Genomic DNA, 14,058 nt, shown 5'->3' with positions numbered 1-14,058 from the left:
GGATGCCCGATGTCCGGCTTCACTGAAATATCTGCCCAAAACCTGTTCCGCCTGATCGGCACGCCCACTGCGCCCGTCATTATCGACGTCTGCGTGCCAGAGGACGTGGCCGCCGATCCGTTTGTTATCCCGACTAGCATCCGCATCGCCCACACCAAGATCGCCGCGTGGGCCGAAGGTAAAGCCGGGCAGCGCGTGGTTGTCGTGTGTCAAAAGGGCAAAAAGCTAAGCCACGGATCAGCCGCCATTCTGCGCACCCACGGCATTCAGGCCGAGGTGCTGTCAGGCGGGATGGCTGGATGGGTGGCGGACGGACTTCCGCGCACCGCGATCAGCGCCCTGCCCGCCTCTTCGCTTTGGGTCACGCGCGCGCGGCCCAAGATTGACCGCATCGCCTGCCCGTGGCTGATCCGGCGATTTGTCGATCCGGCGGCGCAATTCCTGTTTGTCCCCGCACCCGAAGTGTCCGAGGTCGCCAAGCGTTTTGACGCAACACCATTTGACGTGGCCGACACGCGCTTCACCCACGTCGGCAATCGCTGCACCTTTGACGCCATGCTGGATCATTTCGGCCTTGCCACCCCCCCTTTGCAAGAGATGGCAAAGGTGATCCGTGCCGCCGATACCGATACGTTGGGCGATGTGCCGCAAGCAGCTGGGTTGCTGGCCATCTCGGTGGGCTTGTCACGGATGTACAAGGATGATCTGGCGCAGCTTGACGCTGGCATGACGATCTATGATGCGCTTTATCGCTGGGCGCGCGACGGTCAGACCGAAACCCACAGCTGGCCACAAGAGCGGACGTCATGACCCCTACGATACCTGATATGATCCGCGTTTTCGGGCGCATCGGCTTGCTGTCATTCGGCGGCCCTGCGGCGCAAATCGCGTTGATGCACAAAGAGCTGGTCGAGGACCGCCCGTGGCTGACAGAGCAGCAATACCTGCGCGCGCTGTCCTTCTGCATGCTGCTTCCCGGCCCAGAGGCGATGCAGCTGGCCACTTATGCGGGCTGGCGGCAGCGGGGCATCATCGGTGGACTGATCGGCGGCGGTTTATTCGTCATTCCCGGCGCGATTGTGATTGCGGCCCTGGCGCTTCTCTACGGCCTCTATGGCAACCTGCCCGCAGTGCAGGCGCTATTTATCGGGGTGCAGGCCACGGTTGTGATCATCGTGATCGAGGCCCTGATCAAGGTGTCCCGCCGCGCCCTGCAAGGGGTGGTGCATGTCGCTGTCGCCTGTCTGGCGTTTATCGCGCTCTTTGTCTTTGCAGTGCCGTTCCCCGTTGTGATCGGGATCGCGGCCATTGTCGGGGCTTTGACATTCGCCAAAGACACCGACGACACGCCAGCGGCTGGATCGCTGCAACTCAACCGCAGTGCGTTGATCCTGTGTGTGGGCGGCCTGCTTTGGGCGCTTCCGATACTTGCCGTCTGGGCGTGGCCCGCACCATTTCTGACCGACATCAGCCTGTTTTTCTCGAAACTGGCGGTTGTCACATTCGGCGGCGCCTACGCGGTTCTGGCCTATATGACCCAAGAGGTTGTCACCGATTTCGGATGGCTCACCACAGCGCAGATGATGGATGCACTGGGTCTGGCCGAAACCACCCCCGGCCCGCTGATCCTTGTCACGCAGTTCGTGGCCATGCTGGCAGGACTGGCACAAGGCGGCGTGGGGTTGGCGCTTCTGGCTGGCGGTCTGACACTGTGGGTGACATTTGTGCCTTGCTTCATCTGGATCTTCGCGGGCGCCCCACTGATTGATTGGTTGGACGGTCAGCCGCGATTGCGCGGGGCGCTGGCGGCAATCACGGCGGCGGTTGTCGGGGTCATCGCCAATCTGTCGTTGTGGTTTGCAACGCATGTGATGTTCGGCACTGTCGCAACATATCGCACTGGCCCTGTGCAAATCATTTCGCCGGACCTGACAAGCCTCCAACTGATGCCCGTGTTACTGGCATTTTTGGCGGCGGCGTTGCTGCTCTGGCGCAAGTGGTCGCTGTTGTGGGTTCTGGCGGTATGTGCGCTGTCATCACTTGGGCTGCATCTTGCCATGACCTAGCGGCAAGACGCCCTTTCATCCCGCAAAAATCCTGCGTATGTTCGGCGCGACAAGACCGGAAGGACAAGCTGCTGTGACCCGTTCGATTGACTACGGTAACCTGATGCACCGCGCCATGCGTGGCCTGATTCAAGAGGTGCTGACAGGCATCGCCAAAGACGGATTACCCGGCCAGCACCACTTTTTTATCACCTTCGACACGATGCATCCCGACGTGGAAATCGCTGACTGGTTATCAGACAGGTATCCCGGCGAAATGACCGTTGTGATCCAGCACTGGTTCGACAATCTGGACGTCACCGACGAAGGCTTCGCCATCACGCTGAACTTTGGCGACAACCCAGAACCGCTTTATATCCCATATGACGCGATCAAAACATTCGTTGATCCGTCAGTTGAGTTTGGTCTGCGCTTTGAAACGCAGGACGAAGACGGCACTGAAGAGGCCGAGGACACAGACGACGTCGCAGAAGCCCCGATGGAAGAGATGGCAGAGCCGGACACATCCGATGAGCCTGCGCGCAAAGATGCGGACGTTGTCAGTCTGGACCAATTCCGCAAGTGACGCGCTGCGGGTCTTGCCCTGCCAAGTGACTCAGCCTATTCGGCATACAATCGCATACAATTCTGGAGCACATCATGTCCGCCACCCGTACAGAATCCGACAGCTTTGGACCTCTTGAAGTTCCCGCCGACCGCTATTGGGGCGCACAGACCCAGCGATCGCTGATGAATTTCCCCATTGGCTGGGAAAAGCAGCCGGTTGCAATTGTGCGCGCATTGGGCGTGATCAAGCAGGCCTGCGCCACAGCCAACAAGGCCCGTGGCAAGCTGGACGGTGAACTGGCCGACGCGATTATCGCCGCCGCCAATGAGGTGGTGACAGGCAAGCTTGACGATCACTTCCCGCTAGTCGTCTGGCAGACCGGTTCGGGCACGCAGTCGAATATGAACGCCAACGAGGTGATCTCGAACCGAGCGATTGAGATGCTGGGCGGTGAAATTGGCTCCAAGGATCCGGTTCACCCCAACGATCACTGCAACATGGGCCAGTCGTCCAACGACACATTTCCAACAGCCATGCACATCGCCGTGGCCACAACCGCGCATGATGTGTTGATCCCCGGGCTTGAGAAATTGCACGCCGCCTTGGAAGCCAAACAGACAGAATTCGCCAATATCATCAAAATCGGCCGCACCCACACAATGGACGCAACTCCACTGACATTGGGTCAGGAATTCTCCGGCTATGTGCATCAGGTCGCGATGGGTATCCGCCGCGTCAAAGCCGCCCTGCCCGCGATCTATGAACTGGCCCAAGGCGGCACAGCCGTTGGCACCGGCCTGAACACACCGCAAGGCTGGGGCGAGACTGTCGCCAAGGAAATGGCCGACATCACCGGCCTGCCCTTTGTCACAGCACCCAATAAATTCGAGGCTTTGGCGGCGCATGACGCGCTCGTCGAAATGTCCGGTGCGCTTAAAACCGTTGCCGCGTCGATCTACAAGATCGCCTGCGACATCCGCTTCCTTGGCTCCGGTCCCCGTTGCGGCTTGGGCGAACTGATGCTGCCCGAGAACGAGCCGGGATCATCCATCATGCCCGGCAAAGTGAACCCCACACAGGTCGAGGCGATCACTCAAGTTTGCGCCCACGTTATGGGCAACGACGCCGCCGTGGGTTTTGCCGGATCACAGGGCCATTTTGAACTGAACGTCATGAAGCCGATGATGGCCTATAACGTGCTGCAATCCATGCAATTGATCGGCGATGCGTCTGTGGCCTTCACAGATAACTGCGTTGTTGGTATCCAAGCCGACCGCACGCGGATCGAAAAACTGATGCGTGAATCGCTGATGCTGGTCACGGCTCTGGCACCCACAATCGGTTACGACAACGCCACGACAGTCGCCAAGACGGCCCACAAAAACGGAACGACCTTGAAAGAGGAAGCCATCGCGCTTGGGTTCGTGGATGAAGAAACATTCGATAAGGTCGTCCGCCCCGAAGACATGATCGGCCCCAAATGACGGTCGTCAATCTCAACAAGGCACGCAAGACCCGTGATAAGGTGAAGTCCAAGCAACAAGCTGATGAAAACGCAGTAAAGTTTGGACGCACCAAAGCCGAGCGCGTGTTGGAAGCAACGCGATCAGAACAGGCCAACAGCCGTCTGGCGCAACTGAAGTTCGAGGACGAGTAACGTGGTGTCCGGGCGGCCTGTCAAACGGTCTCTGACTTTGCGCGGCCACCGGACAAGCGTTTCACTGGAAGATATTTTCTGGGCCGCCTTCCGTCAGATCGCGGCCCGCAAATCACTCACAATCAATGCGCTTGCTGCTGAGATTGATGAAACTCGTGGCGATATCGGGCTAGCGTCAGCCATCCGTGTCTACATCTTGGTCGATCTGCAAGATCAGTTATCGGCGTAAAGCGCCCCACGGATCATCGCCATGCTATCAAGCTCGCGCCGCTCTGACGCGCGCATGTCCTGATCGGGTGCCCAAGGCGACGCGCGATCAAGCTCGAACAGCTTTTTAAGCTCTGACTTGCTGACCGGAGCAGCTTCGTAAGGATCAAACGTATCATGGTCACCCACATGTGCCGGCAGCACAGCGCCAAGCGCGCGCGCTGGCAGTGACAGCAACCCACTTAAAACCGAATTTGCGACTGAAACAGTCATTGGCCGAACCCCGCGTTTGCGTGCTGGCCCCCACACTATGTTTGTATCACATTCTCGCCCCATTTCCGCAGAAAGGCGCATAAACATTAGGCAAAATGCGAAGTGTCAGAAGCTAGTGCTTTGTTATCGCGCTAGAAATTATGCGGCACAAATGTGGCGGAGGGATTTCGGGAAATTTCGAAAGCAGATACAATCCGACCCAATCCCAACAAATCGTCCTGACCTGATCGTCAATCAGTCATCCCGCGGCACGAATCGGAGCCAAATTCCGTCCTTGGCGCGCACCGTCAGATGGGCCACAGGCACAGGCACGCGATCGGTCACAACCTCGAACCGGTAGGCCCGCACCAAAAGCGCCAGCAACACCACGCCTTCGATCATGGCAAAACCTGCCCCCGTGCAAACCCGTGGACCTTCTGAAAACGGCATATAGGCCTGTCGGGACGATGCTTTGCCTGCGTCCGTGTCCCATCTGGCGGGATCAAAATCATCGGGCCTGTCCCACAGACGCTCGTGCCGGTGCAGATGCCAGGGCGACATGACGATCTGCGCCCCCGTCTTCACGGCGCGTTTGCGGAATGTCTCGGGCTGTTGCGTCTCGCGCACCATCATCGGCACGGGCGGATACAGGCGTAGCCCTTCGCGAAACACGTTGCGGGTCGTCTTCAGCGTCGACAGTTTGGCGAAATCACGCGGCATAGCAGCAGCCTCATGCGCCACAGCGTCCTGCCACTGCGGATAAAGCGCCAACAGATACAGCGTCCACGCCAAGGCAGAGGCGCTTGTCTCGTGTCCGGCAAGAAAAAAGATGGCGACCTGATCGACCATCTCGTCGGCATCAAACCGTTCGCCCGTTTGCGGGTCTGCTGTGGTCAGAATTTTCGTCGCCAGATCATCCGGCACCGATCCCGCCGCGATCGCGGCCTGCCTGTCCGCTACCAGCGTGGTAATCAGGGCGCGGATGGCCTGTGCCGTATCCTTTGTCTCGCGCTTGAAAAACCGCGGCATCCAGCGCGGCCCTTTCACAAAGGCGGCAAGGTTCAGGATCGGCTGCGTGCGTTGATAGTCGCGAAACTGGTCAAAAACCTGCGTCGCAATCTGGTGTTCGATGGGAATGGAAAACAAAGTCCGAAAAATCACGTCGGCGGCGGCGTGACTGGTCTCACCCTCAATCTCTTGCGGTGTACCGTCTGCCAGTGGTGCAAGTCGGTCAACCGCCGCCTCGCCCGCAGCCCAAATCGCGGGAAAGGTATCGCGCAGGCGCCCACCTTCGAACGCGGGATCAATGATGCGGCGCTGCCGTTTCCACGTGTCGCCGTTGGTCAGAAAAACAGAGTCTCCAAGCAACGGACGCAGCCCCGCGCCGATCCGGTCCGACTTGGGGAAATCATCCGGACGTTTTTTTAGCACCAGATCCAGCAAATCAGGATCGTTCACCAGATAGCTGCGAAAAAACGGCGTTTTGAACTCCGCCATCCACGCGCGATAAAGCTTGGCAGGTTGCGCTGACAGGATATCAGCCCGAAACAGCCGCATATACCGCCAAAGCGATACCTTATCGGGCCGTGCAGCAGGCTTGGGCGGTTGTTTCATGGGGCGGTGCTGGTGTGTTTTGAAGCAGCCACGTCAATGCGCGACTTCGATGGTTGGCGTCCACGGAACCTGTCACGCAGCGTGCGCGGCCCAGCAGTGATGCGGAAATAGTCGTAGTCACCGGGTCGGTCAAACGCGCACAGATACTGGAAATGCAGCCGGAAAAAGCGCCACCGCAGTTCTTTCCACCGCGCAGCCGATAGCGTTTGTGTGAACGCCGCAGAAATCACCAGCGGCCATTTCTGATTGGCCGGTGCTACGCCCGACACGGCCACCGGATCGCACAGCGCAAACGCGCAACCGTCACCCGGTGCGGTAACATCAACCCACGCCAGTTCATCCCGCGTGCTCAGATACGCCAGATCAGCGCGCAGTCGCCATGCCTTGGGCAGGAACGACACCATCGGCACCACCTGCCCCAATGATAGAAATCCAAGGTTTGCGCCCTGCGGCACGCGGCCTGCACGGATCAGGTCGGACAGGATGGACACCGCCAGATGCGCGCCCGACGAATGCCCCACAACCAGCACCTCGTCCGAGCCGCCGTCAAAAGCACCAGCGATCAGATCACCGAACTCTGCCATGCGAGCCTCAAGCTCGGGCGGGTTTGCACCGTTCCAGCGCGCCGAATAGGCGTAATCGTGCATCAGGTAATACGCAAAGAACTTGCCGTCCTTTTTGCGAAACCACCGCAAGATGGTAATCGCCACAGCCGCGATGACGATCCAGCGCAACGGGGTCGCAATCAGCCCAATCCCAACGCTGAAAAGCCCGAGGAGAGCGTTCAGCGCCCAAAGCACCAGACCAGCCGCAACGGCGCCAGCGATCACAGCAAGGGCGAGTTGCAGCAGAAGCATACCCACAGGGTAAAGTGCCGCGATGACCGGCCCTTTGCGCATCCACATCAGCCGCCGCAGCGTGCCGCTGGCGATATAGGTCCATGCGGTGCGTATCAGTTGCAGATAGGTGGCCGGAATACTGTCGGACATCGACCCGCGCACAATGTCAGACCAGACCAGCACCTCAATCTCGGCGGCGACAGGTGTGTCGTCCATTGTCGCCGCAACGGACCAGCCATACGCCCCGCCGCCCGTCTTGGGTGCGATGGCGATCTCGTAATTGGAAATCGCGGCCTGTGCTGCACTTTCCTTGCGGTAAAGCTCGCGGTAGCGGCGCGGATGAATCGGATCATAGCCGGGGATGTAAAACACCTTCCGACGTCTGACTGTCTGCTCTGTCGCCTGTTCGGTCATTGTTGCGCCCAACTGCTTTTGCAGCAGCCTAGCGCAAAATTCCGGCGAAATTAAGCCGCTATCCCAAGGTCGCCAATGCGGGGAACTGTTCCAGCAACCACCAGCTGAACGCGGTGAACTGGCCTGTGACCATCATCAGGCCGACCGTCCACAACAGCAGTCCTGAAATCCGCTCAATCCGGTCAAGGTGCCGTTTCATCCACGCCATCGCGCCTTTGAGCCGTGGAAAGAAGGCCGCGACCAGCAAGAATGGAATGCCAAGGCCCAATGCATAGAATGCAAGCAATGTGGTGCCGCGCATCAAGTCAGCCTCGGACGCGGCCAGCCCCAGGATCGTGCCAAGGATCGGGCCAAGGCACGGTGTCCAGCCAAAGGCAAACGCAAGCCCCAGCAAATAAGCACCAAAGGCCGATCCGCCCTGACGACCTGTTTCGATCCGCACATCGCGATCCAGAAATCCGATGCGAAACACGCCAACAAAATGCGCGCCAAAGATCATCACCACGCAGCCCGCGATCAGGACAAACCAGTCCTGAAACTGCAAAAACATCCGCCCCATGGCCGAAAACGCAAAGCCCAGCAGCAGGAACACCGTGGACAAACCTAGTACGAAAAACACCGCAGCCAGCAAAACGCGGCGGCGTGCTGCGGCGGTTTCGTCCATTTCGCCGACCGACACGCCACCCATGAACGCCAGATAGGGCGGCACGATGGGCAGAACGCAGGGGCTGAGAAACGACAACAGGCCCGCAGCCAGCGCGATGAACATCGCGGGCAGCAAGGTGGCATCAAGAATCATCGCGGAATCGAACATGAGGTGGTGGCATCCTTTGTTGGGCCCTCAGTAACGTCAGGTGGCACGCGCGTCACCCTTCGCGCTGTCACAACTGTGTGGACACAGTGTAACATCTGCCCTACCTGACAATGCATGACGCATGAACAAGAGCACCTCGACGCGACAGGGCTGCTGTGCCCGCTGCCCGTGCTGAAGGCACGCAAACGCCTGCAATCCATGGCATCGGGCGATGTGTTGCGGATGCTGGCAGACGATCCCGCCGCGATCATCGACGTTCCCCATTTCTGCGCAGAGGCCGGTCACACATTGGTTTCGCAAGATCTGGATGTGTCGCCGCAGGTCTATGTGATTGCCAAAGGCTGATCCCGCCATTTGACGCAAAAACGCCGCCCCTTGATCCAAGGGGCGGCGTTATTGATTTCATCGTTCCGCTTTTAGCGGCCCAGTGACCACCAGCCCTTGCGCTTGGGCTTCGGCTTTTCCTCGGCCACAGGCTCTGCAACCGGCTCTGACGCAGGTTCGACTGCGGCTTCGGGCGTGGGTGCTTCGGCAACGGCCTCTTGCGGTGCAGCCTCTGGCTGTGGCGCGTCTGCCACCGGTTCTGCATCAACGGGCACATCAGGCGCGTTGTCGGCAGGCTTTGGCTTGGCGCGGCTGCGGCGCTTGGGCTTTGGCTTTTCCTCGGCGGCAGGCTCGTCCGACGCTTGCGCATCAGCCTCGCTGGCGGCAGGCGCATCGTCCTTGGGCTTAGCGCGGCTCTTGCGGGTGCGCTTTGGCTTTTCGGCAGGGGTCTCTTCTGTGACCTCTGCCGCAGGCTCAGTCTCTGGCGCTGCCTCAGCTTCGGACGCAGACGTCTCTTCAGCTGCTTTCTTGCGTCCACGTGACCGTGTGCGCTTGGGCTTCTCTGCCGGTGCAACCTCGGTTGCGTCTGCATCCGCTGGGGCCGCTTCGGCTTCGGCTTCAGCTTTTGCCTCGCCGTCTGCTGGCGCAGCTTCGGCATTCTCATCGGACTGCTGGTTCTCACCATTACCGCTGCCACCCCGACGACGGCGACGACGACGGCGTTTTTTGCGCGGCTGGTCTTCGCTCACCTCTGGTGTGGCCTCAACCTCGTCTGCATCATCTGCCTCGTCCGGTACGTCCACATCGTCTTCGTCGTCCATGTCCACAATCGTGGTCACAACAGGCGTGGCATCAGGCACGACGCGTATGGCGGTTTTGAACTTTTCAATCGCGAAATCGGGCGATGTCAGCGACGTGTCACATTCGATCCGCACCGACATGCCATAGCGGCTTTCGATCTCCGCGATATGCTCGCGTTTCTGGTTCATCAGGAAGTTGGCAATGCTGATCGGTGCGCGCACCAGAACCTCTTTGGTGCGACCACGCACGCCCTCTTCCTCAAGCTGGCGCAGGATCGCGAGTGCGACGTTGTCGTCAGAGCGCAAGAGGCCCGTGCCGTGGCAGTGCGAACACATCTGTGTCGTCGCCTCAAGCATACCCGGGCGCAGACGCTGGCGCGACATTTCCATTAAGCCAAAGCCGGAGATACGACCCACCTGAATACGCGCACGATCTGTCTTAAGCTTGTCCTTGAACCGCTTTTCAACCGCCGTGTTGTTGCGGCGTTCGTCCATGTCGATGAAGTCGATCACGATGAGACCAGCAAGGTCGCGCAGACGCATCTGGCGGGCGACCTCGTCGGCGGCCTCAAGGTTCGTCTTCAACGCGGTCTGCTCAATCGAGCCTTCCTTCGTGGCACGGCCAGAGTTCACGTCGATGGCAACCAGCGCCTCTGTGATGCCGATCACGATGTAGCCGCCCGATGGCAGTTGCACGGTCGGATTGAACATACCGGCCAGATAGCCCTCAACCTGATAACGGGCATAGAGCGGCAGTTGTTCGTTGTAGAATTTCACGTTCTTGGCGTGGGACGGCATGATCATTTTCATGAAGTCCTTGGCGGTGCGATAACCGCCCTCGCCCGCCACGATCACCTCGTCGATCTCTTTGTTATAAAGATCGCGGATCGAGCGTTTGATCAGATCGCCTTCTTCGTAGATGCGCGCCGGTGCCGTGGATTTCAGCGTCAGTTCGCGAATCTGCTCCCACATGCGTTGCAGGTATTCGTAGTCGCGCTTGATCTCGGCCTTGGTCCGCTGCGAACCCGCAGTGCGCACGATCAGGCCAGCGCCTTCCGGCACCTCCATTGATCCAGCGATCTGCTTGAGCTTCTTGCGGTCAGCGGCGTTCGTAATCTTGCGGCTAATACCACCACCACGCGCGGTGTTGGGCATCAGAACGCAGTAACGGCCAGCCAGCGACAGGTAAGTCGTCAGCGCCGCGCCTTTGTTGCCGCGCTCTTCTTTCACGACCTGGATCAGCAGGATCTGGCGAACCTTGATCACTTCCTGAATTTTGTAGCGCTTGGGGCGTGGTTTGCGAACCGGGCGCACCTCGTCGGTGTCATCCTCTTTCACGCTTTCAATGCTGTCGTCTTTGTCGGCAGCATCGGCCTTGTCGTCATCATCATCATCATCGCTGTCGTCTTCGTCAGCGGCTGGCGTATCAACAGGCGTCTCGGCGACAAGCTCCATCGGGCTGCTGCCCTCTTCGCTGTCATCCAGATCAATGGTTTCCATGCCAGCGACGTCGCCAGACGTCTCTTCCTCGGGTGTCTCGACTTCGGCCGTTGCCACCGCATCATCAGATGCCTCAGCCGCTTGCGCCTTCTTGGAAGGACGGCGGCGTGTGCGCTTTTTAGGCGCTTCTTCTTCCTCGTCCTGAGCTTTGAGGCTTTCGGCATAAGCCTTTTCCTCGGCCAGAAGGGCCTCGCGGTCAGCAACGGGGATTTGGTAATAGTCGGGATGGATTTCCGAGAACGCAAGGAACCCGTGGCGGTTGCCACCGTAGTCCACAAACGCAGCCTGAAGCGACGGTTCAACCCGTGTCACTTTGGCCAGATAGATGTTCCCAGCAAGCTGACGCTTGAACTGGCTCTCGAAATCAAATTCCTCGACTTTGTTTCCGTCTACCACAACAACGCGGGTTTCTTCCGCGTGTGTTGCATCGATTAGCATTTTCTTTGGCATTGTATCCGTTCGCACAACGTATTGCCGCATTCCCCGGCGGGGCATCCGTTTGAATGTTGTGTCTAATGTTGGCGAAGTGCGGCGTCAGGCCAGCAGCGCCCCTCGGGGCGGTCATGCGTTGGCCTGTTGTTTGCGCGCGTTGCATCGCGGTTTTCCTATGGTGGCACAATGATTGCGACACCTGTTCATGGCCCTGCGTTTGAAGTTTTCACACGCTTAGGGGCGTTCTTATGACGTTTCCGTCAAATCAGCTGATGCAGGTTGGTTTCAGGCCTCGGCCCGCCATACCGCACATCAGAGAATCTCACCGGAGCCACAGCGTTCCGTCACGCGGCAGGTCCGTATGTCATACATAAAGGGTCGTAGGCTCAAATTACAATCGGAAAGTGTCGTGTGGCTGGTCCCAGTCCAGGTTCCAGCCACCAGATGGCACGCTTGTCAGGGTCGCGGCACACCATCTTCGAGTATGTAGAACGTGCCGGTGCCGCGCGCGGTATAGTAGTCACCGTTGCCCGATCCGCCCACGGTGCCTGCGATCGCGCCATATTGCGCGTCCGGGTCGACACGCAGACGACCGTCCATCGTCATGGTCAGATTAAGCATGCCGACATCCTCAAGGCCAAAGGTCGACGTTAATGCGCCCCGCCCGGCTGTCCGCAGCAGCCTTTGCCGTCCGTTCAGCCCAGCATTGTATGCGCCGGCAATGACCAGACTGCCATCGACCGCCTCAACCGGGATACCGTTCTCGATAATGTTGAAATTATCCGCGGTCCCACGGAAATTATTTTCACCGGAAATATGCCTGACCTCCAGTTCGACATCGAGATCGCCGATCATGCGCACCACCGGTGTCTCAAACGGCACGCGCGGATCATCACTCACCGGCAGCCGCGCATCGACCTGACCGTTGAAGTTCAGCGTGCCCGACGGGGCCGATCCTTCGTTGAGGGCTGGCCGCCGATATCCGTCGACAATTGCGAATGTGTTATCGTAATCAGTCACATCCTGTGTCGTGATCGTAGGGTCGAGGACCGTGCCACCCGCGCCAGGGGGCGGGTCCATCCGCATCTGCTCCATACTGGTGCTACCTCCGCCGTTCCCACCGCAGGCCGCCAGAGTGGCACATGCTACAAGCCAACCAAATTTCTTCATAAGATCTCTCCGCAAAATAAAATTCGAGCAGAGATTAGTGGCGCGGCGCGCTTCGTGTCACGCCCGAAATGCGGGGGCGGCTAAAGATAATCCGACCGCTGCAAACCATACTTCGCCATCTTCTCGTTCAGTGTCCGGCGCGGTAGCTGCAATTCATCCATCACATTCACGATGCTGCCTTTATGGCGGCGCATCGTGTTATCAATTAGCATCCGTTCAAAGGCTTCTACAAACTCTTTGAGCGGCTTGCCCTCGGTTGTCATTGCGGGCTTTGCCTCTTCGGTGTCAGCCATCAGCAGTGATGCGATTGACCCCGTGCCGCGCCGGTTTTGCAGCACGGCCCGTTCGGCCACATTGATCAGTTGGCGCACATTGCCCGGCCACGGGGCCTGCAAAAGCTGGGCCGCCTCTTGTGCTGACACCTCAGGCGCGTCGCAGCCATATTCATCGGCGTATTGCTCGCCCAGTCGGGTAAACAGCGTCAGGATATCCTCACCGCGCTGGCGCAAGGGGGGCACGGTGATCCGCAGCGCAGCAAGGCGATAAAACAGATCGGGACGCAGCACGCTTTCGCAAGTCTTGCCTTCATCCTGCAAATTACAAATCGCGACGATCCGCGTCTCAGCAGGCGTGCCTTGGTCGTTGATAGCCGTCAGCAGTTTGGCCTGCAGCTTGTCTGACAGTGCCTCGATATCCTCAAGCACGAGTGTGCCGCCGCGGGCCTCTTCCATCGCGGGGATCGGCTCGTCCTCGTTGGCTGGCCCAAAGAGCCTGCGACCCAGTGTTTCCTCGTCATAGGCCGAACAGGACACCAGCACGAATTTCTTGGACGCACGCGCACCCACGGCATGCAGCGCGTGTGCCGCCAGCGTCTTACCTGTGCCAGTCTCGCCTTCCACCAGCACGTGGCCGTCGGCCTGTCCAAGATCAAGGATATCCTCTTTCAGACGCTCCATCGCTGGTGATTGGCCGATCAGCTTTTTCATCAAGGCAGAGCCGTCAGAAAGCTCCTTGCGCAGCGCACGGTTGTCCAATGTCAGGCGCCGCGCGGTGGTGGCACGCTTTGCCAGTTCGGTCATACGATCAGGATTGAACGGCTTTTCCAGAAAATCGAACGCACCAACGCGCATCGCTTCAACCGCCATCGGCACATCACCGTGGCCCGTAATCATGATCACCGGAAGACCGCTGTCCACGCCCTTGATTTTCTTGAGGAATTGCATCCCGTCCATGCCGGGCATTTTGATATCGCTGACCACAATGCCCTGAAAATCAGCGTTCAGTGCCTTTAGCGCATCCTCGGCGCTGGCATAGGTTTCGGTATCGAACCCCGACAGGGCCAACCACTGCGAGATCGACTGCCGCATGTCTTTTTCGTCATCCACGATGGCGATTTTCATAGCTTTGCTCATGGTGTCTCTC

The 14,058-nt window shown here is 59.0% G+C and carries 14 protein-coding genes; 7 read left to right on the top strand and 7 right to left on the bottom strand.

The features are described from left to right. Positions 1-9: 9 nt before the first annotated feature. The 6 genes from V8J84_RS12980 (at position 10) to V8J84_RS12955 (ending at position 4,499) form a co-directional block, all read left to right on the top strand. A complete protein-coding gene (locus tag V8J84_RS12980; RefSeq protein ID WP_339931796.1) occupies positions 10-810 on the top strand; it encodes a chromate resistance protein ChrB domain-containing protein in 801 nt (266 codons plus the stop codon). Further along, a complete protein-coding gene (gene chrA, locus V8J84_RS12975; protein ID WP_339931794.1) occupies positions 807-2,066 on the top strand; it encodes a chromate efflux transporter in 1,260 nt (419 codons plus the stop codon). Before V8J84_RS12980 ends, chrA begins: the two co-directional genes overlap by 4 nt. Before the next feature lie 73 nt (positions 2,067-2,139). Continuing rightward, complete coding sequence (locus V8J84_RS12970; RefSeq protein WP_339931792.1) at positions 2,140-2,631, top strand: SspB family protein; 492 nt, start codon at positions 2,140-2,142, stop codon at positions 2,629-2,631. A 74-nt stretch (positions 2,632-2,705) separates the two neighbouring features. After that, positions 2,706-4,097 (top strand): class II fumarate hydratase, encoded by a 1,392-nt coding sequence (fumC, locus tag V8J84_RS12965; protein WP_339931790.1) that lies wholly within the window; start codon positions 2,706-2,708, stop codon positions 4,095-4,097. Continuing rightward, positions 4,094-4,270: a DUF4169 family protein gene (locus tag V8J84_RS12960; RefSeq protein ID WP_339931788.1), complete on the top strand. Its 177-nt coding sequence runs from the start codon at positions 4,094-4,096 to the stop codon at positions 4,268-4,270. The genes fumC and V8J84_RS12960 overlap by 4 nt, the downstream gene beginning before the upstream one ends. Positions 4,271-4,274: 4 nt before the next feature. Then, positions 4,275-4,499: a ribbon-helix-helix domain-containing protein gene (locus V8J84_RS12955; protein WP_339931786.1), complete on the top strand. Its 225-nt coding sequence runs from the start codon at positions 4,275-4,277 to the stop codon at positions 4,497-4,499. Here V8J84_RS12955 and V8J84_RS12950 read toward each other — a convergent pair. The 4 genes from V8J84_RS12950 to V8J84_RS12935 form a co-directional block, all read right to left on the bottom strand. Then, positions 4,484-4,750, bottom strand: a complete 267-nt coding sequence (locus tag V8J84_RS12950; protein ID WP_339931784.1) for a hypothetical protein — start codon at positions 4,748-4,750, stop codon at positions 4,484-4,486. The genes V8J84_RS12955 and V8J84_RS12950 overlap by 16 nt on opposite strands. A 234-nt stretch (positions 4,751-4,984) precedes the next feature. After that, positions 4,985-6,343 carry a cytochrome P450 gene (locus tag V8J84_RS12945; RefSeq protein ID WP_339931782.1) on the bottom strand — a complete coding sequence of 453 codons (1,359 nt, stop codon included), beginning with the start codon at positions 6,341-6,343 and terminating at the stop codon, positions 4,985-4,987. Continuing rightward, positions 6,340-7,596 carry a hypothetical protein gene (locus V8J84_RS12940; protein ID WP_339931780.1) on the bottom strand — a complete coding sequence of 419 codons (1,257 nt, stop codon included), beginning with the start codon at positions 7,594-7,596 and terminating at the stop codon, positions 6,340-6,342. The genes V8J84_RS12945 and V8J84_RS12940 overlap by 4 nt, the downstream gene beginning before the upstream one ends. A gap of 58 nt (positions 7,597-7,654) precedes the next feature. Continuing rightward, complete coding sequence (locus V8J84_RS12935) at positions 7,655-8,410, bottom strand: cytochrome c biogenesis CcdA family protein (RefSeq protein ID WP_339931778.1); 756 nt, start codon at positions 8,408-8,410, stop codon at positions 7,655-7,657. A gap of 114 nt (positions 8,411-8,524) precedes the next feature. Here V8J84_RS12935 and V8J84_RS12930 point away from each other — a divergent pair, with 114 nt between their 5' ends. After that, entirely contained in the window at positions 8,525-8,755 is a 231-nt protein-coding gene (locus tag V8J84_RS12930) for a sulfurtransferase TusA family protein (protein WP_339931775.1), read from the top strand. 71 nt (positions 8,756-8,826) lie between these two features. Here V8J84_RS12930 and V8J84_RS12925 read toward each other — a convergent pair whose 3' ends face one another. From V8J84_RS12925 to V8J84_RS12915, 3 genes are all read right to left on the bottom strand, one after another. Further along, on the bottom strand, positions 8,827-11,484 hold the full coding sequence (locus V8J84_RS12925; protein WP_445285972.1) for an Rne/Rng family ribonuclease: 2,658 nt from the start codon (positions 11,482-11,484) through the stop codon (positions 8,827-8,829). Positions 11,485-11,922: 438 nt separating this feature from the next. After that, positions 11,923-12,546, bottom strand: coding sequence for a hypothetical protein (locus V8J84_RS12920; protein ID WP_339931771.1), 624 nt, complete (start codon positions 12,544-12,546; stop codon positions 11,923-11,925). 170 nt (positions 12,547-12,716) lie between these two features. Further along, positions 12,717-14,048 carry a sigma-54-dependent transcriptional regulator gene (locus tag V8J84_RS12915; RefSeq protein WP_339931769.1) on the bottom strand — a complete coding sequence of 444 codons (1,332 nt, stop codon included), beginning with the start codon at positions 14,046-14,048 and terminating at the stop codon, positions 12,717-12,719. Between the last annotated feature and the right edge of the window lie 10 nt (positions 14,049-14,058).

This window comes from Yoonia sp. 208BN28-4 (assembly GCF_037543925.1).
GTDB lineage: Bacteria > Pseudomonadota > Alphaproteobacteria > Rhodobacterales > Rhodobacteraceae > Yoonia.
This window is presented reverse-complemented; position numbering and strand designations above follow the sequence as displayed.

Coding starts and splice junctions, on each gene's coding strand:
- V8J84_RS12950 (WP_339931784.1), bottom strand. CDS start 4,750: ATGACTGTTTCAGTCGCAAATTCGGTTTTAAGTGGGTTGCTGTCACTG.
- chrA (WP_339931794.1), top strand. CDS start 807: ATGACCCCTACGATACCTGATATGATCCGCGTTTTCGGGCGCATCGGC.
- V8J84_RS12980 (WP_339931796.1), top strand. CDS start 10: ATGTCCGGCTTCACTGAAATATCTGCCCAAAACCTGTTCCGCCTGATC.
- V8J84_RS12925 (WP_445285972.1), bottom strand. CDS start 11,484: ATGCCAAAGAAAATGCTAATCGATGCAACACACGCGGAAGAAACCCGC.
- V8J84_RS12940 (WP_339931780.1), bottom strand. CDS start 7,596: ATGACCGAACAGGCGACAGAGCAGACAGTCAGACGTCGGAAGGTGTTT.
- V8J84_RS12930 (WP_339931775.1), top strand. CDS start 8,525: ATGACGCATGAACAAGAGCACCTCGACGCGACAGGGCTGCTGTGCCCG.
- V8J84_RS12935 (WP_339931778.1), bottom strand. CDS start 8,410: ATGTTCGATTCCGCGATGATTCTTGATGCCACCTTGCTGCCCGCGATG.
- V8J84_RS12960 (WP_339931788.1), top strand. CDS start 4,094: ATGACGGTCGTCAATCTCAACAAGGCACGCAAGACCCGTGATAAGGTG.
- V8J84_RS12915 (WP_339931769.1), bottom strand. CDS start 14,048: ATGAGCAAAGCTATGAAAATCGCCATCGTGGATGACGAAAAAGACATG.
- V8J84_RS12945 (WP_339931782.1), bottom strand. CDS start 6,343: ATGAAACAACCGCCCAAGCCTGCTGCACGGCCCGATAAGGTATCGCTT.
- fumC (WP_339931790.1), top strand. CDS start 2,706: ATGTCCGCCACCCGTACAGAATCCGACAGCTTTGGACCTCTTGAAGTT.
- V8J84_RS12920 (WP_339931771.1), bottom strand. CDS start 12,546: ATGGACCCGCCCCCTGGCGCGGGTGGCACGGTCCTCGACCCTACGATC.